The organism is Streptomyces sp. DH37 (assembly GCF_029813835.1).
Taxonomy (GTDB): Bacteria; Actinomycetota; Actinomycetes; order Streptomycetales; family Streptomycetaceae; genus Streptomyces.
Genome location: NZ_JARVKV010000006.1, coordinates 13,450 through 34,806 on the forward strand (window position 1 = coordinate 13,450; position 21,357 = coordinate 34,806).

At 76.4% G+C, this 21,357-nt stretch carries 18 protein-coding genes; 8 read left to right on the forward strand and 10 right to left on the reverse strand.

The window, feature by feature from the left end; genetic code table 11:
- The first annotated feature begins 266 nt into the window (after window positions 1-266).
- The 3 genes from QC029_RS04890 to QC029_RS04900 all read left to right on the forward strand — a co-directional run bounded on the left by QC029_RS04890 (window position 267) and on the right by QC029_RS04900 (window position 2,545).
- The gene (locus tag QC029_RS04890) at window positions 267-470 is read left to right on the forward strand and encodes a cold-shock protein (protein WP_006373337.1); all 204 of its coding nucleotides are present in this window, start codon (window positions 267-269) and stop codon (window positions 468-470) included.
- 307 nt (window positions 471-777) lie between these two features.
- Window positions 778-2,229, forward strand: coding sequence for a DEAD/DEAH box helicase (locus QC029_RS04895; RefSeq protein WP_279554127.1), 1,452 nt, complete (start codon window positions 778-780; stop codon window positions 2,227-2,229).
- Window positions 2,230-2,347: 118 nt separating this feature from the next.
- Window positions 2,348-2,545 carry a DUF2795 domain-containing protein gene (locus tag QC029_RS04900; RefSeq protein ID WP_279554128.1) on the forward strand — a complete coding sequence of 66 codons (198 nt, stop codon included), beginning with the start codon at window positions 2,348-2,350 and terminating at the stop codon, window positions 2,543-2,545.
- A gap of 115 nt (window positions 2,546-2,660) precedes the next feature.
- Here QC029_RS04900 and QC029_RS04905 read toward each other — a convergent pair whose 3' ends face one another.
- Both QC029_RS04905 and QC029_RS04910 read right to left on the reverse strand, forming a co-directional pair.
- A complete protein-coding gene (locus tag QC029_RS04905) occupies window positions 2,661-2,864 on the reverse strand; it encodes a hypothetical protein (RefSeq protein WP_279554129.1) in 204 nt (67 codons plus the stop codon).
- Between the two features lie 359 nt (window positions 2,865-3,223).
- Complete coding sequence (locus QC029_RS04910; RefSeq protein WP_369281314.1) at window positions 3,224-4,141, reverse strand: phosphorothioated DNA-binding restriction endonuclease; 918 nt, start codon at window positions 4,139-4,141, stop codon at window positions 3,224-3,226.
- 150 nt (window positions 4,142-4,291) lie between these two features.
- Here QC029_RS04910 and QC029_RS04915 point away from each other — a divergent pair, with 150 nt between their 5' ends.
- Complete coding sequence (locus QC029_RS04915; protein WP_279554131.1) at window positions 4,292-6,040, forward strand: alpha-glucosidase; 1,749 nt, start codon at window positions 4,292-4,294, stop codon at window positions 6,038-6,040.
- Between the two features lie 49 nt (window positions 6,041-6,089).
- Here the strand turns inward: QC029_RS04915 and QC029_RS04920 are convergent, their stop codons facing one another.
- Window positions 6,090-6,485 carry a DUF1330 domain-containing protein gene (locus QC029_RS04920; RefSeq protein ID WP_279554132.1) on the reverse strand — a complete coding sequence of 132 codons (396 nt, stop codon included), beginning with the start codon at window positions 6,483-6,485 and terminating at the stop codon, window positions 6,090-6,092.
- Window positions 6,486-6,714: 229 nt separating this feature from the next.
- Here QC029_RS04920 and QC029_RS04925 point away from each other — a divergent pair, with 229 nt between their 5' ends.
- From QC029_RS04925 to QC029_RS04935, 3 genes are all read left to right on the forward strand, one after another.
- Window positions 6,715-7,026, forward strand: coding sequence for a hypothetical protein (locus tag QC029_RS04925; RefSeq protein WP_279554133.1), 312 nt, complete (start codon window positions 6,715-6,717; stop codon window positions 7,024-7,026).
- On the forward strand, window positions 7,026-7,763 hold the full coding sequence (locus QC029_RS04930) for a peptidoglycan-binding domain-containing protein (RefSeq protein WP_279554134.1): 738 nt from the start codon (window positions 7,026-7,028) through the stop codon (window positions 7,761-7,763). Before QC029_RS04925 ends, QC029_RS04930 begins: the two co-directional genes overlap by 1 nt.
- 309 nt (window positions 7,764-8,072) lie before the next feature.
- Window positions 8,073-9,077 carry a 2-hydroxyacid dehydrogenase gene (locus tag QC029_RS04935; RefSeq protein WP_279554317.1) on the forward strand — a complete coding sequence of 335 codons (1,005 nt, stop codon included), beginning with the start codon at window positions 8,073-8,075 and terminating at the stop codon, window positions 9,075-9,077.
- A gap of 79 nt (window positions 9,078-9,156) precedes the next feature.
- Here the strand turns inward: QC029_RS04935 and QC029_RS04940 are convergent, their stop codons facing one another.
- The 7 genes from QC029_RS04940 to QC029_RS04970 all read right to left on the reverse strand — a co-directional run bounded on the left by QC029_RS04940 (window position 9,157) and on the right by QC029_RS04970 (window position 18,396).
- Window positions 9,157-11,820, reverse strand: coding sequence for a cation-transporting P-type ATPase (locus QC029_RS04940; RefSeq protein ID WP_279554135.1), 2,664 nt, complete (start codon window positions 11,818-11,820; stop codon window positions 9,157-9,159).
- 145 nt (window positions 11,821-11,965) lie between these two features.
- Window positions 11,966-12,346 carry a hypothetical protein gene (locus QC029_RS04945; RefSeq protein WP_279554136.1) on the reverse strand — a complete coding sequence of 127 codons (381 nt, stop codon included), beginning with the start codon at window positions 12,344-12,346 and terminating at the stop codon, window positions 11,966-11,968.
- Window positions 12,343-13,020 carry a DUF4389 domain-containing protein gene (locus QC029_RS04950; RefSeq protein WP_279554137.1) on the reverse strand — a complete coding sequence of 226 codons (678 nt, stop codon included), beginning with the start codon at window positions 13,018-13,020 and terminating at the stop codon, window positions 12,343-12,345. The genes QC029_RS04945 and QC029_RS04950 overlap by 4 nt, the downstream gene beginning before the upstream one ends.
- A gap of 14 nt (window positions 13,021-13,034) precedes the next feature.
- The gene (locus QC029_RS04955) at window positions 13,035-13,589 is read right to left on the reverse strand and encodes a flavodoxin domain-containing protein (protein WP_279554138.1); all 555 of its coding nucleotides are present in this window, start codon (window positions 13,587-13,589) and stop codon (window positions 13,035-13,037) included.
- Window positions 13,586-14,527: a universal stress protein gene (locus QC029_RS04960; RefSeq protein WP_279554139.1), complete on the reverse strand. Its 942-nt coding sequence runs from the start codon at window positions 14,525-14,527 to the stop codon at window positions 13,586-13,588. The genes QC029_RS04955 and QC029_RS04960 overlap by 4 nt, the downstream gene beginning before the upstream one ends.
- A 195-nt stretch (window positions 14,528-14,722) precedes the next feature.
- Entirely contained in the window at window positions 14,723-17,377 is a 2,655-nt protein-coding gene (ppdK, locus tag QC029_RS04965) for a pyruvate, phosphate dikinase (RefSeq protein ID WP_279554140.1), read from the reverse strand.
- 161 nt (window positions 17,378-17,538) lie between these two features.
- Window positions 17,539-18,396 (reverse strand): universal stress protein, encoded by an 858-nt coding sequence (locus tag QC029_RS04970; RefSeq protein ID WP_279554141.1) that lies wholly within the window; start codon window positions 18,394-18,396, stop codon window positions 17,539-17,541.
- Window positions 18,397-18,635: 239 nt separating this feature from the next.
- Between QC029_RS04970 and QC029_RS04975 the strand changes: the two genes are divergently transcribed.
- A complete protein-coding gene (locus QC029_RS04975) occupies window positions 18,636-21,347 on the forward strand; it encodes a GNAT family N-acetyltransferase (protein WP_279554142.1) in 2,712 nt (903 codons plus the stop codon).
- Window positions 21,348-21,357: the final 10 nt, after the last annotated feature.

Here is a 21,357-nt window from a genome sequence, read left to right on the forward strand (position 1 = left end):
GTCGCCCGGTGCCGGCCGGGCGGCCCCTCACCCCTTCCCCGGGCACACCCGTCAGGGGCGGGCGCGCCCCCGCGCGGGGGCGGGATCTGTGTTACGTTGGTCCACGTTGCAGTTTTGGTACCCATGAACTTTGTGCGCGCCTGACGGTTTGTGACCTTCAGGCGCGTTTGTTTTGTCCGGCTCTTCCGGTGGGGTCTCATTGCGGCGACACGGGAGTCCACGCGGTGTGGATTTCCCGCACTGCCCCGTACATGGAGGAGAAAAGCATGGCTACTGGCACCGTGAAGTGGTTCAACGCGGAAAAGGGCTTCGGCTTCATCGAGCAGGACGGCGGCGGCGCCGACGTCTTCGCCCACTACTCGAACATCGCCACCCAGGGCTTCCGCGAGCTCCACGAGGGCCAGAAGGTCACCTTCGACGTCACCCAGGGCCAGAAGGGCCCGCAGGCGGAGAACATCCTCCCCGCCTGACGGCGCCGCGTTCGGTGAACGCGTCGCACAGCACCACCCAGAGCCGGGGCCCGCACCACAGGGTGCGGGCCCCGGCCGTGCTGCCGCTCCGGCGCCCGGCGCACCGGCTCTCCGCCGTGCGCCCTCCCGGCCGTCCGGCCGGCCCTCCGCGCGGCGTCGCGGCCGACCGCGGCCCGGCCGCCGGTTCCCCGCCGCGCCACGGCAGCGCGATCCGCTCTTTCACCGGCTCGTTCCCGCGATTCTCCGCCCGGCCACATCCGCGGAGTCTTCCCCGGCACGCGCCGCACCGAGGAAGGTTCCCCTCCGTATGAACTCGAACTCCCCAGCCCGTTCCACCCGTCGTCGCCGCCCCCGTTCGGGGGGCGCCGCGCGGATCCCCGCCCAGAGCCAGGCCCGCGGCCGCGAGAAGGCCCCGCGCCGGGACGAGCCCGTCGCGCCGGCCGGCACCCCCGGTCTGCCCCCGGCCGCCTCCTTCGCCGAGCTGGACATGCCCGCGCCGCTGCTGGAGACGCTGAGGCAGCAGGGCGTCACCGTGCCGTTCCCGATCCAGGCGGCCACCCTGCCCGACTCGCTGAACGGCCGCGACGTCCTGGGGCGCGGGCAGACCGGTTCGGGCAAGACCCTCGCCTTCGGACTGGCCCTGCTCGCCCGTACCGCCGGCCTGCGCGCCGAGCCGCGCGGCCCCCTCGCCCTGGTGCTCGTGCCCACCCGGGAACTGGCCCAGCAGGTCACCGAGGCCCTCACCCCCTACGCGCGGGCCCTGCGGCTGCGGATGACCACGGTCGTGGGCGGTCTGTCGCTCGGCCGCCAGGCCGCCGCGCTCAGGAACGGCGCCGAGGTGGTCGTCGCCACCCCCGGGCGGCTGAGGGACCTGGTCGAGCGGGGCGACTGCCGGCTGGGCGAGGTGCGGACCACCGTGCTGGACGAGGCCGACCAGATGGCCGACATGGGCTTCCTCCCGCAGGTCACCGCCCTGCTGGACCAGGTGCGCCCCGACGGCCAGCGGATGCTGTTCTCCGCCACCCTGGACGGCGACGTGGACCGGCTGGTGCGGCGGTTCCTGTCCGACCCGGTGGTCCACTCCGTCGATCCCCCCGCGGGCGCCGTCACCACGATGGAGCACCACATCCTGCGGGTGAGCACCGACGACAAGAACGCCGTCGCCACGCGCATCGCCGCCCGCGACGGGCGCGTGATCATGTTCGTGCACACCAAGCGCGCCGTGGACCGGCTGGTCAGGCGACTGCTGGCCAGCGGCGTCCGGGCAGGCGCGCTGCACGGCGGCAAGTCCCAGAACCAGCGCAACCGCACGCTGGAGCAGTTCAAGGACGGACAGGCGACGGTGCTGGTGGCCACCAACGTGGCCGCCCGCGGCATCCACGTCGACAGCCTCGACCTGGTGGTCAACGTCGACCCGCCCGCCGACCACAAGGACTACCTGCACCGCGGCGGCCGTACCGCGCGGGCCGGCGAGTCCGGCAGCGTCGTGACCCTGGTCACCCCCGAGCAGCGCCGCGAGGTCGACCGGATGGTGGCCGCCGCCGGTGTGTCGCCCCAGGTCACCCCGGTCCGCTCCACCGGTGAGGAGCTCGCCCGGATCACCGGGGCGAAGGCCCCCTCCGGCGTTCCCGTGGTCCTCGCCACGCCGCCCGCCGAACGGCCCCAGCGGCCCCGGCGCGAGACGCCCGCCTCCCGCGGGCGCCGACGGCGTCCGGCGCGGGGGCGGCGTACGCCGGGCGCGGCGGGCAGCGCTTCCTGAACGGCTCCCGTACGGCCCGGCCACCCGGCCGTACGGGACGGGCCGCCGTGCATGCGCCGTGAGCCGCCGGGGTACTCCGGCGGCTCACACGGCACACAGCCCGCACGGGAGGCATCCGATGGCGAAGATCAACAACCCGATCGAGCTGCAGAAGGCCCTGGGCGGCGTGGACTATCCCGCCGACCGCGAGTCCCTGGTCAGGAACGCCAAGGAGAAGGGCGCCAAGAAGGAGGTCGTGGAGGAGCTCTCGTCGCTGAAGAAGGACCGCTTCGACGGGCCGGACGACGTGAGCAAGGCGGTCTTCGGCAACGGCTGAGCCCGCCGCCCGCCACCACGGCGCCGCTCCGGGGCGCGACCGCCGAGCGGTCGCGCCCCGGAGGCGTCGGAGGCGTACGGGGGCCGACGGGTTCCGCCGCGCGGGCTTGCCGCGGCTAGCGGCCGCCCTCGTCCTGCTCCCCGGTGAGGTCCTCGCGGTCCACACCGGCCTCGGACATGGCGTCCTCCAGCTCCCGCCCGACGTTCCCCCGGTCCTTGTTGGCCTCCTCGGCCCTGCGGGCGGACTCCTGGCCCTGCTCGTCGAAGACGACCTGGTCGGTCTTCTCGGTCTTGGGGCGGCTCTCCTCGGGCATGGTCATGGCGGTCTCCTCGGCTTCGTGACGTCTGTGGTCGGTTGCGACCTTTTGTGATCGCTTGTGACAGGAGGACGCCGTACCCGCTCCCGGGCGACGCATGCGCATCGGCGCGGGAACCGCGGACACCGGCGCAGCGCCGGTCACGGCGGCGGGGCACGGGGTTCCGCCCGGTCCCCGGCGGGCGGGGCCGGTGACCGGGCGGACGGCGCCGGGCCGCACCGCGGCGCGCGAGCCGGGCTCCGGCGGCAGCGGGCGCGCCGTACCGGCCGTCGGGCGCGTGCCCGGGGAGGCGCGGCCGAGGGTCCTCGCGCCCGGCGCCCGCGCCGCCGCGGCGCGTTCCACCCACCGGCGCCCGTGACGGGTCAGGCGGTCGCCGTCAGGCGGTCGTGCTTGAAGACCTGGCGGTCGTGCCAGCGGACGAAGGCCTCGTCGACCGGCGGCCGTCCGGGGCGGGGCCTGGCCAGCGGGGCGTCGTGGAGGTCGTCCACGGCCCGGCCGGCCCGGCCGCGGGCGGTGTAGCGGGGGGAGACGCGGATGCGCAGGTCCGGGGTGAGACCGAGCGCCCCCAGGTCGAACAGCGCGTGGTGCAGGGCGCACAGCGCGAGACCGTTGGACAGCTCGTCGGGGCCGTCCTGGCTGTGCCACCGCACGTGGGCGGCCTCCAGACCGGCCGGGTTGCGGCCCAGCGCACCGTCGTAGCCGCACATCGCGCAGGCGAAGGCGTACGCGTGCAGCACCCGCTCGGCGAAGTCCGGCCGGCGCGGACGGCGGCGCCGGACCGGCAGGGCGAGCGCGGCCTCCTCCACGGCGGTCAGGTCCAGTCCGGCGTCGGCGCGGATGGCGGGTTCGAGCGCGGGCGTGAAGTGGAGGTCCAGCAGGAGCCGGGCGGCGGCGGCCAGGGTGCCGGGGTCGGCCAGGAGGCGTTCGACGGCCGGGCGCAGCCGCCCGGTCGCGCCCCGGGCGCGCAGCCAGGAGCCGCCGCGCGAGGGCGCGCTGGGCAGCGGACGGCCGTCGGCGTCCCGCGGGTCCCACAGGGTGCGCTCCAGGTGCACGAACGGCATGGCCGCGCGGTCGGCGGCCTTCGCGTGCGGGCCGTAGTCGTCGATCATGCGGCTGACCGGCTCCTCGGCCTCGGCGTAGGCCACCGCCGTGCTGCCGGTGGCGGCGAACCGGCCCAGCAGCCACAGCACCAGCAGCGGCTTGTGGGGCGCGCGCCGCGTGCCGACGGTGGCCCGCCGCAGGTTCGCCAGCGCGGACAGCAGGTCGTCCTTCGCCGTCACGTCCCTCGCCACGTTCCTCGTCACGTCCCTCGTCACGGGGCCACGGCCGGCCGGTCCCGCGCCGGGAAACGGGGGTGAGGACCGGCGCCTCCCGGGTAGGTCTCCCCCGCACCGGCCGCCCGGCCGGCCGACCGATGCGAGGTTCGACACGTGACCGAGACCGCCGGCGCAGACGAACCGTGGTGGAAGACCGCCGTGGTGTACCAGATCTACCCCCGCAGCTTCGCCGACTCCGACGGCGACGGGATCGGCGACCTGCGCGGGATCGCCGAACGGCTCGACCACCTGGCCGGGTTGGGCGTCGACGTGCTGTGGCTCTCGCCCGTCTACCCCTCGCCCCACGACGACAACGGCTACGACATCAAGGACTACCGGGACATCGACCCCCTCTACGGCACCCTGGAGGACTTCGACCGTCTGCTGGCCGCCGTCCACGGGCGCGGCATGCGGCTGATCATGGACCTGGTGGTCAACCACACCTCCGATGAGCACCCCTGGTTCACCGCCTCCCGCGACGGCGGCGCGGACGGCCCGATGCGCGACTGGTACTGGTGGCGCCCCGCCCGGCCGGGCACGGTCCCCGGCACGCCGGGCGCCGAGCCGAACAACTGGGGTTCGTTCTTCTCCGGGCCCGCCTGGGAGTGGGACGAGGCGTCCGGCGAGTACTACCTGCACCTGTTCTCCCGCAAGCAGCCCGACCTCAACTGGGAGAACCCCCAGGTGCGGCGGGCGGTGTACGCCGTGATGCGCTGGTGGCTGGACCGGGGCGTGGACGGCTTCCGGATGGACGTCATCAACCTGATCTCCAAGGACCCGTCCCTGCCCGACGGCGAGGTGCCCGCCGGCGGCCGGTACGGCGACGGCTCCCCGTACTACGTCTGCGGTCCGCGCATCCACGCGTACCTGGCCGAGATGCACCGCGAGGTGTTCGCGGGGCACCCGGAGAGGCTGCTGACGGTCGGCGAGATGCCCGGGGTCACCGTGGAGGAGGCGCGGCTGTTCACCGATCCGGCGCGGGCGGAGGTGGACATGGTCTTCCAGTTCGAGCACGTCGGACTGGACCACGGCCCCGGCGGGAAGTTCGACCCCCGCCCGCTGCGGCTCACCGAACTGAAGGCGTCGCTGGCCCGCTGGCAGACCGGGCTGGACGGGGTCGGCTGGAACAGCCTGTACTGGAACAACCACGACCAGCCCCGCGCCGTCTCCCGCTTCGGCGACGACGGGCCCGCCCACCGGACGCGGTCGGCCAAGGCGCTGGCCACGGTGCTGCACCTGCACCGCGGCACGCCGTACGTCTACCAGGGCGAGGAACTGGGCATGGCCAACGCCCCGTTCGCCTCCGCCGCGGACTTCCGCGACATCGAGTCGCTGCGCCACTTCGCCGAGGAGGTCCGGCACGGCGCCGACCCCGGGGCGGTGCTGGAAGCGCTGCGGGTGATGGGCCGCGACAACGCCCGCACCCCGATGCAGTGGGACGCCACCGAGCACGCCGGGTTCACCGAGGGCACCCCCTGGCTGGCGGTCAACCCCGACCACACGGAAGTCAACGCCAAGACCCAGCTCGCCGACCCGGACTCCGTGTACCACCACTACCGCCGGCTGATCGCCCTGCGGCACACCGAACCGGCCGTGGCCTTCGGGGACTTCACCCTGCTGATGCCGGACGACGAGCAGGTCTACGCCTTCGTCCGACGCCACCCGCACGCCCCGGACGGCGTCACCGAGCTGCTCGTCCTGGCCAACCTCAGTTCCGAGGCGGCCACCGCCGCCGTCCCCGGCGGCTGGGCGGGCACGGAGGTGCTCGTCACCAGCCACCCCGCCGGCGCCCCGCTCTCCTCCCCCGTCACGCCCCTCGCGCCCTGGGAGGCCCGCGTCCACCGCCGTACGACGGGCGGGTGAGGGCGGGTGAGCCCTTCCCGCCCCGCTCCCGCCCCCGCTCCCGTCTCCGTCAGGCCCGTTCGGCGGAGGGGCCGCCCCGGGAGGACCAGGGAACGGTCGGCTGGAGCACGGCCTCGGTCAGCGCGCGGGTGCGCAGGGCGGTGACCTCCTGGTACTCGGGGTCGGCGACCATGCGGCAGAACGCCTCCCGGCTGGGGTAGCGCACGAGCAGCACCGCGTCCCAGGCCTGGCCGTCCTCGGCGACCAGGGCCGTCGTGCCGTCGCCCGCGTAGAGCACCTCGGCGCCGTAGCGCTCCAGGAAGCGCTCCTTCAGGTGCCGCGCGTACTCCCCGTAGGAGGCCCGGCCGTCCGGGGCGAACCGCAGCAGGTTGAGCATGACGACCGGGCCTCCCGGGTCCTCCGCCAGCATGCGCTTGAGGTCGGCTCCGGTGGGATCGACGGCCATGGCGTCTCCTTGTCGTCACGTCGGTGTGCCGGTGTCCCGCCGTCGCCGGGGGACCGGCAGGAGCTTAGACGCGCCGACCGCCCGCTGCATACCGTCTGGTCGGTCAGTGTTCCGCGGCCGAGGTTCACCGATACGGCCGAGCCTGCCCCGGGCGCCGGCGGGTAGGCCCCTTCCCGCACCGCGGCGCACGACCGCTCGCCCCCACCCCTTCGGCTGCAGGAGAACCACCTTGCCCTCCCCACTGTCCTCTCCCCCGTCCCCCTCGCCCTCCTCCCCACCGTCCCCCGCGCCCTCCCCCAGACCGACCCGGCGCGGCTTCCTGGGCCTGACCGGCGTGACGGCCGCGGCCGCCGCCGGCGCGGTCGCGCTTCCCGCCCTGGGCCCGCTCGGCACCGGCACGGCGGTCGCCGGGTACCGGCTCCCGGCGGTCACCCACCCCTACCACCCGGCGGCCCTCTACCCCGAGGACTCCGACGACGACGCCCCCGGCGAACCCCTGAACGCCGGGGTGGGCTGCTGCCAGGAGCGGGTGGACGCCTGATGGCCGTCTTCGTCCCCCGCCCGGCCTGGGGCGCCCGCGCCCCGAACAACCGGCCCACCGCCATCACACCGGGGAACGGCGGCACCACCGTCCACCACGTGGGCGGCACCCGCACCGCCCGCGCCGACCACGGCGAGTGCGCCGCCCAGGTGCGCGGCATCCAGAGGCACCACATGGACGGCAACGGCTGGGCCGACATCGCCTACACCTATCTGGTGTGCGTCCACGGCCACGTCTTCGAGGGCCGGGGGCCGTGGGTGCGGACCGCCGCCAACGGCACCGACGCCGGCAACCAGAACTGGTACGCGGTGTGCGCGCTCACCGGCGGCTCCTCCTCGGACTACGACCCCGTCACCGACCAGCTCCTGGACGCCTTCCGCTGGTCGGTCGCCAACCTGCGCGACATCGGCGGCGCGGGCGGCGGGATCAACCGGCACAGCGACCACCTGCCGACGTCCTGCCCGGGCAGGCTCTCCTCCTACGTGCTGGACGGCTCGATGGAGCCCGGCGCCGGCCCGCCCGCCTGGCCCGGCGTCTACTTCAGCCACCCGCCGGCCACCGAGCACCCCGGCGTGCGGCTGTGGCAGCGGCGGATGCGCGAACGCGGCTGGTCCCTCGGCACGGACGGGCGGTACGACGCGCGTTCCAAGGAGGTGTGCGAGCGCTTCCAGGCACGGCACGGCCTGATGGTCGACGGCGTCGTCGGCCCGAAGACCTGGGAAATCGCCTTCCGCTGAGCCGTCGGCCCCGGGCGCCGGACCCGCCCCGGACCACCCGTCCCGGAGCCCTCGCGCGGGCCGGGTGGCCCGTTCGGCCCCGGGCCGCGCGGAGGCATCCACGGAAGGCTCGCGGGCAGCGTGTTCAACGGGGCGCCGGCCGGGGACCCGGCACCCCGCCGGCCCGCCCCGGCCCGCCCCGGCCCGTGCGGGTCCGGCCGGCCGGACCCGCACGGGCACGCACGGGCACGGACGGACACACGGACAGCGAGGGAGACAGCGGTGGAGGAAGCGGTGGACGGCACGGTGGACGGCGTCACGGGGAAGGCGGTGGACATCGTCGCCTACGGGGTCGTCGCCGACGAACGGCCCCTGCTGGAGAAGGCGTTCGGCGGGCGGCACCGCCTGCGCTGCCTGGACCTGGTCCTGGACCGGGACACCGCCGCGACGGCCGCCGGGTGCGCGGTGGTGTGCAGCAGCGTCAACGACGTGCTCGACAGGGACGTCCTGGCCGCCCTGGCGAACGGCGGAACCGAGCTGATCACCCAGCGCGCCACCGGCCACAACAACATCGACCTGGCCGCCGCCCGGGAACTGGGCCTGTCGGTGGCGCGCGTGTCGCACTACTCCCCCTACTCGGTGGCCGAGTTCGCCTGGGCCCTGGCACTGGCGGTCAACCGCCGGGTGACCCGCTCGGTGGTCCGCACCCGCGACTTCGACTTCCGGCTCAACGGCCTGATGGGACGCGACTTCCACGGACGCACCGCCGGGATCCTGGGCACCGGGAAGATCGGCGCGGCCTTCGCCCGCATCGCCGCGGGCTTCGGCATGCGCCTGCTCGGCTCCGACGTCGCCGAGAACCCCGAGTGCCTGGCGCTGGGCATGGAGTACGTCGACCGCGACCGGCTGTTCACCGAGTCCGACCTGGTCAGCCTGCACCTGCCCCTGCTGCCCGACACCTACCACGTGGTCGACGGCGACGCCCTGCGGCGGATGAAGGACGACGCGATCCTGATCAACACCAGCCGGGGCGGCCTGATGGACGCCCACGCCCTGGTGGAGACCCTGCGCGAGGGCCGGCTGGACGGGGTGGGGCTGGACGTCTACGAGGAGGAGGCCGGGGTGTTCTTCTTCGACCGGTCGCTGGACGTGATGACCGACGACACGCTCGCCCGGCTGATGACCTTCCGCAACGTCCTGGTCAGCTCCCACCAGGCGTACTTCACCCACGACGCGGTGGAGCAGATCGTCGGGGCCACCGCGCTCAACGTCGAGGACCACCTGGCCGGGCGCACCGGCGACAACGTCCTCGTGCCGCCGCCCGCCCCGCGCTGACCGGGCGGCGCCGGCCGGGGGCGGGCGAGGACGGCGGCGCGGCCGTTCCCGCCCGGCCCGGCCGTGGCGCCCCGGCACCTCAGCCCGCCGGACCGCGCCGGGCGCCCGCCGGACCGCCGGACGGCGCGGGACCGCGCGTGGAACGGCTCTCGAACCGGGCCCCGGCGAACCCCGCCGCCCCGGCGGCCAGGACGGCCGCCGGGGCGGGCCCGCCCAGCGGTTCGGTGAGCAGCACCGTCCGCAGGAACGGCACCGCCACGGTGGCCGCGCCCAGCACCGCCGCGACCAGCACCGACGCCGGCAGGAGCGGGTTCTCCCGCGTCAGCAACCGCTCCCGCAGCCCCAGCACGACGCCGAGCTGGGCCGCCAGCAGGGACAGGAAGAGCGTGGTCTGCCACGGCTGCCCCGCACCGCGTGCCCACAGCGCCGCCGCCAGGCTCGCGGCCGTCATCAGCCCGGCCAGCCGCAGGATCCGCGGCCACAGGCCGTCGCCGAGCACGGACCGGCCGGGGGACCGCGGCGGCCGGTGCATGGCGCCCGGGGAGACGGGTTCGGCCACCATGGCCGCGCCCGTCAGACCGTGGGCGAGCAGGCCGATCCACAGGATCTGGCCCGCCCTCAGCGGCACCACCAGGCCGAACAGGGGGCCGGTCAGCATCACCAGGATCCCCGCCGCTCCCCCGGCCAGGCCGTGGAGCAGGAAGCGGCGGATGTTGTCGTGGACCCGCCGGCCCTCCTCCACCGCCGCGACCACCGTGCGCAGCTCGTCGTCGGCGAGCACCAGGTCGGCGGCCCGCCGGGCGGCCTCGGTGCCCCGCCGCCCCATGGCCACCCCGATGTCGGCCCGCCGCAGCGCCGGGCCGTCGCCGACGCCGTCGCCGATCACGGCGGTCACCGCGCCGCGCGCCCGCCAGGCCCGGACGACGTCCACCTTCTGCCGCGGGTCGGTGCGGGCGAACACCCGTACCGCCGAGGGGTCGGCGATCTGCCCGGCGGCCAGGGCGCGGCCGGTGACCACCTCGGGGGGCTCGGTGGGCGCGGCCCCGTCGGTGCCGGTCGGCCCCGGGCCCCGGTCGAGGATGCCGAGCCGGGCGGCGACCGCGCGGGCGGTGGCCGGATGGTCCCCGGTGATCATCACGGGGGTGATGCCCGCCTCCCGGCAGGCGGCGACGGCGGCCCCGGCCGCCTCCTCGGGCGGGTCGCTCAGCGCCGCCAGGCCCAGCAGCCGCAGCCCGCCGACGGCCTCCTCCCAGCCTGCGGGCGCTTCGCCGAGCGGACCCGACGCCACGGCCAGGACGCGGTAGCCCTCCGCCGACAGCGCGGCGGCCTCCCGGTGGGCGCGTTCCAGCCGCTGGGGCGTCTCGTCCAGGACCGAGCCGTTCAGGACCGCCTCGGGGGCGCCCTTGAGGCACACCACGCACCCCCCGGAGGGCTCCCGGTGGACGGTGGTCATGCGCCTGCGGAGGCTGTCGAAGGGCACCTCGCCGATCCGGGGGTGCTCGCGCAGCACCCCGGCGCGGTCCAGGCCCGCCTCGGCGGACGCGGCCAGCAGGGCCGCCTCGGTGGGGTCGCCGAGCGCCGACCGGCCCTCCTCCTCGTGCGGGGGCCGCGGCGCGGCGTCGCTGCACAGCACGGCGGCGGTCAGCAGGGCCCGTACGGCCTCCGTCGCGGCCGGGCCGGGCGGCCCGTCCCCGGCCGGCAGCCCGGCGGCCGGCCCGGACCCGCCTCCGGTGAGACGGACCGTGCCCTCGGGGGTCCACACCCGCTCCACGGCCATCCGCCCCTCGGTGAGGGTGCCGGTCTTGCCGGTGGCCAGCACGGTGACCGAACCGAGGGTCTCCACCGCCGACAGCCGCCGCACCAGCGCGTCGCGGGCGGCCATCCGCCGGGCGCCGAGGGCCAGGGCGAGGGTGACGACGGCCGGCAGCGTCCCGGGGACGGCGGCCACCGCCAGGCCGATCGCGACGAGGGCCATCGTCTCCAGCGTCTGGCCGCGGGCCAGGCCCAGCAGCAGGACCACCAGGCACAGGCCCACCGCGACCGCGGTCAGCACCCGGCCCAGTCCCGCCAGGCGGCGCTGGAGCGGGGTGGGTTCGCGGCGGGGGCGCTGCGGGACGGCGACGCGGCCCGGCGCGCTGTCCGCCCCGGTGGCGGTGACGGCGGCCACCGCGCGGCCGCGTACGACGACGGTGCCCGCCCGCAGGGCGGCCCCCGGGCCGGCGGCGCGGACGTCCTTGTCCACCGGCGCCGACTCGCCGGTCAGCGCGGACTCGTCGACCGACAGGGCGGAGGAGCGCAGCAGGTCCGCGTCCGCCGGGACGATGTCGCCCTCGCCGAGCAGGAGCACGTCGCCGGGCACCACCTCGGCCGAGGGCACCTCCCGCTCGGCGCCGCCGCGCACCACCCGGGCCAGGGGCGCCGACAGGGCGGCCGGCTCCGCGACCGCGTGGTCGGCGCGCCGCTCCCGGACCACCCCCACGCCCGTGCCGACCACGATCACCAGGGCGATGACCAGCGCGTCGCCGTGGTCGCCGGTCAGCACCGCCAGCACCACCGCGCCGAGCAGGACCAGGACCAGCGGATCGCGCAGCCGCGCGGCCACGCGCGCCCACGGCGGCGTGGCCGGCGGCCGCCCCACCTCGTCGCGCCCCGGCTCCGCCAGGCGCCGGGCGGCCTCCTCCTCGGCGAGGCCGTCCGGGCGCGCGGCCCGGGGCGCGGAGGGGAGGGCGGGCGGATCCTGCATGGTCTGCTCCGGTTCGTCACGTGTCCGCTCGGGGCCGCGGCGGGGGCTCGCGGCCCGGCGCCTGCGTCCGCAGGACCGCGCGCCGCACCGGGCCGGTCCGGCGCGGGCCCCGGCGCGGGGCGGGGTCTCAATGCGGGGCGGGGTCTCAGTACAGGGAGGCGGGCCAGGCCAGCGTCACGGCCAGGATGATCCCCGCGTCCAGCGCGATGCCCAGCAGCAGCCACGGGTCGAACCAGACCACCTTCAGCACCAGCCCGCCCGCCGCCGCCACCACCGCCGCCGGGGCCCACCAGCCGGCGTCCGCCAGCAGGGCCACGCCCGCGATGGCGTACAGCAGGGCCGTGACCACCGCCAGCCCCGTCGCCGCGGCCCGGGAGGTCTCCTCGGTGACGTGGGCGGCCGACAGCGCCCAGGAGCGGCTCGGGGAGAAGGGGGGCGGGTTCTCGGGGTCCGGCGGCGTCACCCAGATCCTGAAGTGGACCAGCGCGTGCGCGACGAGGAGGACCACCGCCACCGCCCTGATCACGGCGCCCGCTCCGGCCGCGGTTCCGAGCCGCCCATGTCCAGCCGGAAGGGCGGATAGACGTCCGTCATCAGGGCCGCGTAGGCCACGACCCGCAGCACCCAGCGGTTGAGTCCGACGATCAGGTCGAACAGCCCCTTCGGGTAGGTGCGGGTGAAGGCCTTGGCGATGATCGCGATGAACGCCAGGACGGTGATGAGCCCCGCCGACCAGAACCACTGCCCCTCCGCGCCGCCGCCGCTGCCGCCTCCGCCGGCGAAGAAGGCGATCACGATGTAGTGCGGGATCGCCAGCAGCCACCACTTGACCAGGACCAGGCCACGCGAGAGCCGCTCGGGGTAACCGATGTCCAGCCGCGCCGGGTAGTCCGGCTCCCGGTCCAGGCTGAAGGGCGGGTAGCGGTCGGTGGCGAACGCGCCGGTCGAGTAGAAGGCCACGCGCCAGCTCCAGCGCAGCACGCCGACGTTGAAGTCGAACAGCGGCCTGGGGTAGCGCGCGGTGAACAGGATCGCGAAGAACGCGACCACGCTCACCACGAGGAACGCGCACCACAGGAGGAACAGCACGAGGTAGTGCGGGATCAGCAGGATCCACTTCACCAGCCACAACCACCTCGACAGCGGTTCGTCCAGTTCCGCGTCCACCGCCACGGGCCGGCGGGTCTTGGATGCCGCCATGGAGACCACGGTGATCAGCTCCTTCGTTTCCCGGCGTTCGGAGCCGCCCGGGTCCGGCCGGGGACCGGGCGCAGGGAGCGGGCGACGGCGTCGGCGAAGGCGTCGACCGCCTCCCAGTCGCGGTAGTCGCCGTAGCGCAGGCCCATCGCCCGGAAGACCGCGCGTCCGGCGCCGGACAGGTTCTCCGGCGCGACGACCCCGGAGAACATGGCGTGGTCGCGGGGGCCGAGGTCGGCCAGGACCTCCTCGGTCACCCTCGGCTCCTCCCTGGCCGCCATGGGCCTCCACGGGCCGCGCAGGGCCGCGGGCATGCCGACGCTGAAGATCCACACCGGCCGGCCGGCCAGCAGCTCCCGGTGGGCGTGGACGAACCCGGTGGCCGCCGGCAGCCAGGCCATCCCGTGGACGGCGCTGCCCAGCACGAAGGCGTCGTAGCCGCCCACCTCGCCGACCGCCTCCAGGGACGCGGTCTCGGCCTCGACGCCCCGCGCGGCCAGCCGGGCCCCGATCCGCTCGGCGATCTCGCGGGTGGAGCCGTGGGCGCTGGCGTACCCCACCAGAACGGTCATGATCCCCCTCCTCCCCCGCCGTGTCCCCCGCCGCGCGGGACCGGCACCACGAGCACCGGGCAGTGGGAGTGGTGGAGCAGGGAGTGCACCACCGGACCCAGCCGCATCGCCAGCCGGCCGCGCCCGCGGTGGGCGGCGACCACCACCACGTCCGCCGTCTCGCTGGCCTCGACCAGGGCGTGGGCCGCGCCGCCGTTGACGGCCCTGACCTGCGCGCGCACCTGCGGGTACCGGCTCCGGAACGGATCCAGCACCCGTTCGGCCGCGGCCGCCTCGGCACGCGCGACCCGCGCGACGTCCTCGCGCCGCGGACTGGTGGGCACCAGCGGCTCGCCGGGCGGGGCGAGGTGCCGGTAGGTCCAGGCGTGCAGCGCCACCAGGCGGGCGCCGCGCGCGGCGGCCTCCCGGAAGGCCAGGCCGACCGCGTCGGCGTCGGCCTCGCTCTCCACGCCCAGCACGACGGTGTCGTACCGGGCGCGGTCGTGCTCCGGCGGCGGGTCGCCGCGCACCACCATCAGCGGTCCGGCGGTGTGCGCGGCGACCCGCAGCCCCACCGACCCCAGCAGCAGGCCCGTGAACCCGCCCAGCCCGCGGGAGCCGACGACGGTGAGCGCCGCCCGGTGGCTCAGGCGCACCAGGGCGTCCGGGGCGTCCTCGTCCACGGCCGAGGCCAGCACCTCCAGCCGCGGCGCCAGACGCCGGGCCCGTCCGGCCGCCGCCTCCGCCAGCGCCCGGGCGTCCTCGCGGGAGGGGGTGTGCGCGGCGGGCTCCGCCCCGGTCTGCGGGAGCGCGGCCCACGGACGGCCGTGCACGACCTCCAGCGGCACCCCCAGGCGCCGCGCCTCGGCCGCCGCCCGCTCCAGCGCCAGCTCGGCGTGCCGGGAGCCGTCCACCCCGACGACCACATGGCCCCGGGGCCCGGCTGCGTCGGCGTCCATCGTCGTTCCTCCCGTCCTGCCGTGCGCGACGGGGCACCGGCATGCGTCCCGTCACCTACCAGCCTGGCCGGAAAAGTCCGTTTCCGCCTGGGGCCGTCCGTCCCCCCGGTGGTCCGTTCGGCCCCGTGCGGCGGGCGGACGCCGGGCCGCTCCCGCCCGGCCGTCCCCTGATCACCGCCCGGCCGTCCCCCGGTGTCACGCCGTCGCCGCCCGCCCCCGGTCCGGGCCGAGGGCCGCGCGGCCCGCCTCCAGCCGGGCCACCGGCACCCGGAAGGGGGAGCAGGACACGTAGTCCAGGCCCACCTCGTGGAAGAAGTGGACGGACTCGGGGTCGCCCCCGTGCTCGCCGCACACCCCCACCGTCAGCCCCGGCCGGGCGGCACGGCCCTCGGCGACCGCGATCCGCACCAGACGGCCCACCCCCTGCCGGTCGAGCGTCTCGAACGGCGAGGTCTCGATGATGCCCCGCTCCAGGTAGGCGGAGAGGAACGACGCCTCCACGTCGTCGCGGGACAGGCCCCAGGTGGTCTGGGTCAGGTCGTTGGTGCCCAGGGAGAAGAACTCCGCCTCCCGCGCGATCCGGTCCGCGGTCAGCGCCGCCCTGGGCAGCTCGATCATCGTGCCGACCGGGCAGCCGACCTCCACGCCCGTCTCCCGGGAGACCTCCGCCAGCACGGCGTCCACCTCCTCGCGCACCGTCCGCAGCTCGTCGGAGGTGTCCACCAGCGGCACCATGATCTCCACCCGCGGGTCGCCGCCGTCGCGCAGCCGCCGCGCCACGGCCTCGCCCACCGCCCGCACCTGCAGGGCGATCAGCCCCGGCACCACCAGGCCCAGCCGCACCCCGCGCAGCCCCAGCATCGGGTTGTGCTCGTGCATCCGCTCCACGGCCCGCAGCAGCCGTACGTCGTGCGGGTCGGGCTCGCCCCCGGCCGCCTCGGCGGAGGCCACCCGCACCGCCAGCTCGGTGTGGTCGGGCAGGAACTCGTGCAGCGGCGGGTCCAGCAGGCGGATGGTCACCGGCAGGCCGTCCATGGCCTCCAGCATCGACACGAAGTCGTCGCGCTGCGGCGGCAGCAGCGCCGCCAGCGCCTCCTCGCGCTCGGCGTCGCTCCGGGCCAGGATCATCGCCTCCACCAGCCGCCGCCGCTCGCCCAGGAACATGTGCTCGGTGCGGCACAGGCCGATGCCCCGCGCGCCGAAGCGGCGGGCCCGCTCGGCGTCCTCGGGCGTGTCGGCGTTGGCCCGCACCTGGAGGCGGCGCGCGGCGTCGGCGTGCTCCATCAGCCGGGCCACCGCCTCGACCACGCCCGGCCGCCGCTCCCCCGTCTCGAAGTACCGCATCACCGGGGAGCCCACCAGCGGCAGCTCACCGAGGTAGACGGCGCCGGCCGACCCGTCCACGGACACCACCTCGCCCTCGGCGACCACCGTGCCGCCCACGGTGAAGCGGCGCGCGGCGGCGTCGATCCCGATGTCCTCCGCACCGCACACGCACACCCGGCCCATCCCCCGGGCCACCACGGCCGCGTGGCTGGTCTTGCCGCCCCGGCTGGTCAGGACCGCCTGGGCGGCCACCATGCCCGGCAGGTCGTCGGGCGTGGTCTCGCCGCGCACCAGCACGACCCGCTCACCGGCCGCGGCGCGGCGGACGGCCTCGGCGGAGTCGAAGACCACCGCCCCGAAGGCCGCGCCCGGCGACGCCGCCACACCGCGGGCCAGCGGCGCACCGGCCCCCTCGGTGTCGAAACGGGGGAACATCAGCCGGGCGAGCTGCTCCCCGCTCACCCGGTCCAGCGCCTCGTCCCAGCCGATCGTCCCCTCGTCCGCCAGCTGGGCGGCGATGCGGAAGGCGGCCTCGGCGGTGCGCTTGCCCACCCGCGTCTGCAGCATCCACAGCCTGCCGCGCTCGATGGTGAACTCGATGTCGCACAGGTCCCGGTAGTGCCGCTCCAGCGCCGCCATGTGGTCGCACAGCTGCGCGTAGCACTCGGGCTGCAGACGCTCCAGCTCGGCCAGCGGCACGGTGTTGCGGATGCCGGCGACGACGTCCTCGCCCTGGGCGTCGGCCAGGTAGTCGCCGTAGACGCCCTGCAGCCCGGTGGCCGGGTCGCGGGTGAAGGCCACACCGGTGCCCGAGTCCGGGCCCGTGTTGCCGAACACCATCACCTGGACGTTGACGGCCGTGCCCAGGTCGTCCGGGATGTGCTCGCGGCGCCGGTAGACCCGGGCGCGCTCCACGTTCCACGAGGAGAACACCGCCCGCACCGAGCGCCGCAGCTGCTCGCCCGGGTCCTGCGGGAACTCCTCGCCCGCCCGCTCCCGCACGATCCGCTTGAAGTCCTCCACCAGGAGCCGCCTGTGCCCCGGATCGGGGCGGCGGGCCAGCGCCTCGGAGAACAGGGCCCCGTCGATCCCCAGCACCGTGGTGCCGAACATCTGGATCAGGCGGCGGTAGGAGTCCCAGGCGAAGCCCTCGCGCCCGGAGCTCTTGGCCAGGCCGTGCACGGAGGCGTCGTTCAGCCCGATGTCGAGGATCGTCTCCATCATCCCCGGCATGGAGTAGCGGGCGCCGGAGCGCACCGACAGCAGCAGCGGATCGTCCGGGTCGCCCAGAACACGGCCGGCGGTCCGCTCCAGCGCCGCCAGGTGCTCGGCCAGCTCGCGCTCCAGCCCCTCGGGCTCGGCGCCGGTGGCCAGGTAGACCCGGCACGCCTCGGTGGTGACGGTGAAGCCCGGCGGCACGGGCAGGCCGATGCGGGTCATCTCGGCGAGGTTGGCGCCCTTGCCGCCGAGCAGGTCGGCCTGCTCCCGGCCGCCCTCGGCGAAGTCCTGGACGTAGCGGACCATGGTCGTCCTCCTCAACGGCTCGACGTCCGTACGGGCCCTGGCGTACGGGCCCCGGCCCGGCAACGGAACGCCTCGGCGGATGGGGTCGCGGGGTCCCTGCGCGGATCGCCCGGCGCCGGCCCGCCCCGCGACGGGCCGGCCGGGCCGTGCAACGGCGCGGCTCAGTCGTGCGGGACGACGGCCACCGGCGCCGGCGAGTGGTGCATCAGCGCATGGGTGACCGGCCCGGTGTGGAAGCCCAGCCGGGCACGGCGGTTGCGGCGCCCCACCACCACCAGGGAGGCGTTCTCGGCGGCCTCCAGCAGATGGTGGGCGGCCCTGCCCACCACGGCCCGCGGCCTCACCTCCACCCCCGGGTGCCTCTCCCGCCAGGGAGCCAGCACACGCGCCAGGGCGTCGGCCTTCTCCTCGGCCAGGTCGTCGATCAGACGGGGGCTGACGGCCACCGGGTTGATGCCGTACACCGGCGGCGGGTCCCAGCCGTGGACGACCACCAGCGGCGCCCCGCGCCGGACGGCGGCGTCGAAGGCGAACTCCAGCAGCTCCTCGCGCGGCCTGGCCAGGTCCAGCCCCACCACGACCTCGGCGGTGTCCCGCTCGGCCGTCCCGGCCCGCACCAGCACCACCGGGCACCCCACGTGCGCCACGGTGGACAGCGCCACCGAGCCCACCAGGAAGCCCGCCAGCGCCCCCCGGCCCCGCGAGCCCAGGACCAGCAGCCCGGCCTCCCCGGCCGCGTCCCCGATCACCTCCGCCGGACGGCCGGCCAGCCGCTCCACGGCGGCATCCAGCCCCGGGTGGCGGCGGACCAGATCGGCCGCCGTCTCGTCCGGCAGCCCCTCCCACCGCTCCCGCGCCTCCGGGTCCAGCTCCGAGAGGACCCTCGGGTGGGAGTCGCTCTCCTGCACGTACAGGAGCCGCAGCGGCAGCTCGCGGCGCAGCGCCTCGCGGGCCGCCCACTCCGCGGCGGCCAGGCTCTCGCGCGAGCCGTCCAGGCCCACGGTGACGGTGCGGGTCATGGTGTGTACCTCCAAGCCTCCGGACGGAACGGCCCTCCGCTCCTCTTCCAGGCTGCTGCCGGGTACCCGCGGCCGCGAGGGGACACAGGTCCCGACGGGTGGACCCGACCGGCCCGACCGGCGGCCCGCCGGGACCGGCAGGGGGCCGAACGGTCCCCCGTCCGGGTCCCTGCCGGCCCTGGGAACCCCCCTGCCCCCGCCCCACCCTGGAGACGAGGCAGACGGAGAGAGGACCGGCCATGACAGGCACCAGGGGCACCACGGACACCGCACCCCCCGTACGGCGGACCCACGCGCTGCTGGCCGACGGCCGGACCGTGGAGATACGCCCCGCCCGCCCCGAGGACCGCACCGGCGTCGAGGGGCTCTACGAGCGGATGTCGTCCGAGAACCTGCGCCTGCGGTTCTTCGGCTCCGGCCGCGGACTGGGCCGGCAGGCCGCCCGCCGTGTCTGCGGCCCGCCCCGCCCCGGCAGCCTGGCCCTGCTCGCCCTCCACGAGGGGCGGGTCGCGGGCATCGCCGAGTACGAGGGCGACGACGGCGGCACGGCGGAGGTCGCGCTGGCGGTGGCCGACGAGTTCCACCACCGCGGCGTGGGCACCCTGCTGCTCGAACACCTCGTCCACGCCGCCCGCGCCGCCGGCGTCACCGTCTTCACCGCCGGCGCCCTGGCCGACAACCACGCCGTGCAGAAGGTCTTCGTCGACCTCGGACTGCGCACCACCCGCCACCACGACGACGGCGAGGTCCGCTGGACCATCCGGCTGGACCCCGACGAGCACTACCTGACCGCCGTCGACGAGCGCGCCCGCACCGCCGACACCGCCAGCCTCCGCCCCCTGCTGCGCCCGCGCTCCCTCGTCGTGGTCGGCGCGGGCCGCTCGGAGGGATCGGTGGGCCGGGCCGTCCTGCGCAACCTGCGCCGCACCGGCTTCACCGGCCGCCTGCTGGCCGTCAACCCCGGCGCCCGCTCCGTCGAGGGCGTCCCCGCCCACCCCTCGGTGACCGCCCTCCCCCAGGCCCCCGAGCTGGCCGTCCTCACCGTCCCCGCCCACGCCGTGGCCGAGACCGCCGAGCAGTGCGGCAAGACCGGCGTCCGCGCCCTGGTCGTCCTCAGCTCCGGCCTCGACGCCGAACAGGGCGCCGCCCTGCTGGCCGCCTGCCGCCGCCACGGCATGCGCCTGGTCGGCCCCAACTGCCTCGGCGTCGCCAACACCGAGGACGGGATCCGGCTGGAGGCCACCTTCGCCGCCGCGCCCCCGGAGGCCGGCACCGCCGGAGTCGCCGTGCAGTCCGGCGGAGTGGGCATCGCCCTGCGCAGCGGACTGACCCGCCTGGGCATCGGCGTCTCCACCTTCGCCTCCCTCGGCGACAAGTACGACGTCAGCGGCAACGACATGCTCCGGTGGTGGGAGGGCGACGGCCGCACCGGCCTGGCCCTCCTCCACCTGGAGTCCTTCGGCAACCCGCGCGCCTTCTCCCGCACCGCCCGCCGCGTCGCCCGCCGCATGCCCGTGCTCACCGTCGACGCCGGACGCTCCGAGGCCGGACGCCGCGCCGCCGCCTCCCACACCGCCGCCGCGGCCACCCCCACCATGACCCGCGGCGCCCTGTTCACCCAGGCCGGAGTGATCGCCACCCGCGGCATCGGCGAACTCCTCGACGCCGCCGCCCTCCTCCACTCCCAGCCCCTGCCCACCGGCACCCGCGTCGCCGTGGTCTCCAACGCCGGCGGCGCCGGAGTCCTGGCCGCCGACGCCTGCGCCGAGGCGTCCCTGACCGTCCCCGAACTGCCCGGCGCCCTCGCCGCCGCGCTGCGCGGCGCCCTGCCCCCCGGCGCCTCCACCGCCAACCCCGTCGACGCCGGCGCGGCCGCGACCGGCCCGCAGCTGGCCGACTGCGTGGGACGGCTGGCCGAGCACGGAGGCGTGGACGCCGTCCTGGCCGTCCTGGTGCCCACCGCGACGGCCGCCGCCACCGGCGACGACCCGGTCCGCGAACTGCTGCGCGCCGCCTCCGCCCACCCCTCCCGCACCATCGTCGCCGTCCTGCCCGACCAGGCCGAACGGGTCCGGCTGCTCCACACCGGCGACGGCACCACCCTCCCGGCGTACGCCGACCCCCAGGACGCCGCCCGCGCCCTGGCCCACGCGGCCGAACGCACCCGCTGGCTCGGCCGCCCGCCCGGCGAGGTCCCCGAACTCCACGGCGTGGACACCGAGGCCGCCCGCGCCCTCGTCGACGCCTTCCTCGCCGGCCACCCCGCGGGCGGCTGGCTCGACCCCCGCGACTGCGCCCGCCTCCTCGACCACTACGGCGTCCCCCGCCTCCCCCAGGCCTGGGCCGACGACGAGGACACCGCCGCCGAGGCCGCCGCCCGCCTGGCGGGGCCGGACGGACGCGTCGCCCTCAAGGCCCACTGGCCCGGCCTGCTCCACAAGAGCGACCAGGGCGCGGTGGTCCTCGACCTCGAGGGCGAGGACGGCGTACGCACCGCCTGGCGGGACCTGACCGCGCGCCTGGGCGACGCGATGACCGGCGCGATCGTCCAGCCCATGGCACGGCGCGGCACCGAACTGGTCGCCGGCGTCGTCCAGGACGAGGTCTTCGGCCCCCTGGTCCTCTTCGGCCTCGGCGGCACCGCCACCGAGGTCCTGGCCGACCACGCCGCCCGCCTCGCCCCGCTCACCGACCGGGACGTCCACGACCTGATCACCGCGCCCCGCTGCGCGCCCCTGCTGTTCGGGCACCGCGGCGGCGGGCCGGTGGACCTCGACGGCCTGGAGCAGATCCTGCTGCGGCTGTCCCGCATGGCCTGCGACCTGCCCGAACTCGCCGAGGCCGATCTCAACCCGGTCGTGGCCCGGCCCGACGGCACCACCGCCGTCGACGCCCGCGTACGCCTGCTGCCCAGGCACGCCCACGACCCCCACCTGCGCCGGCTGCGCTGACACGCCCGCC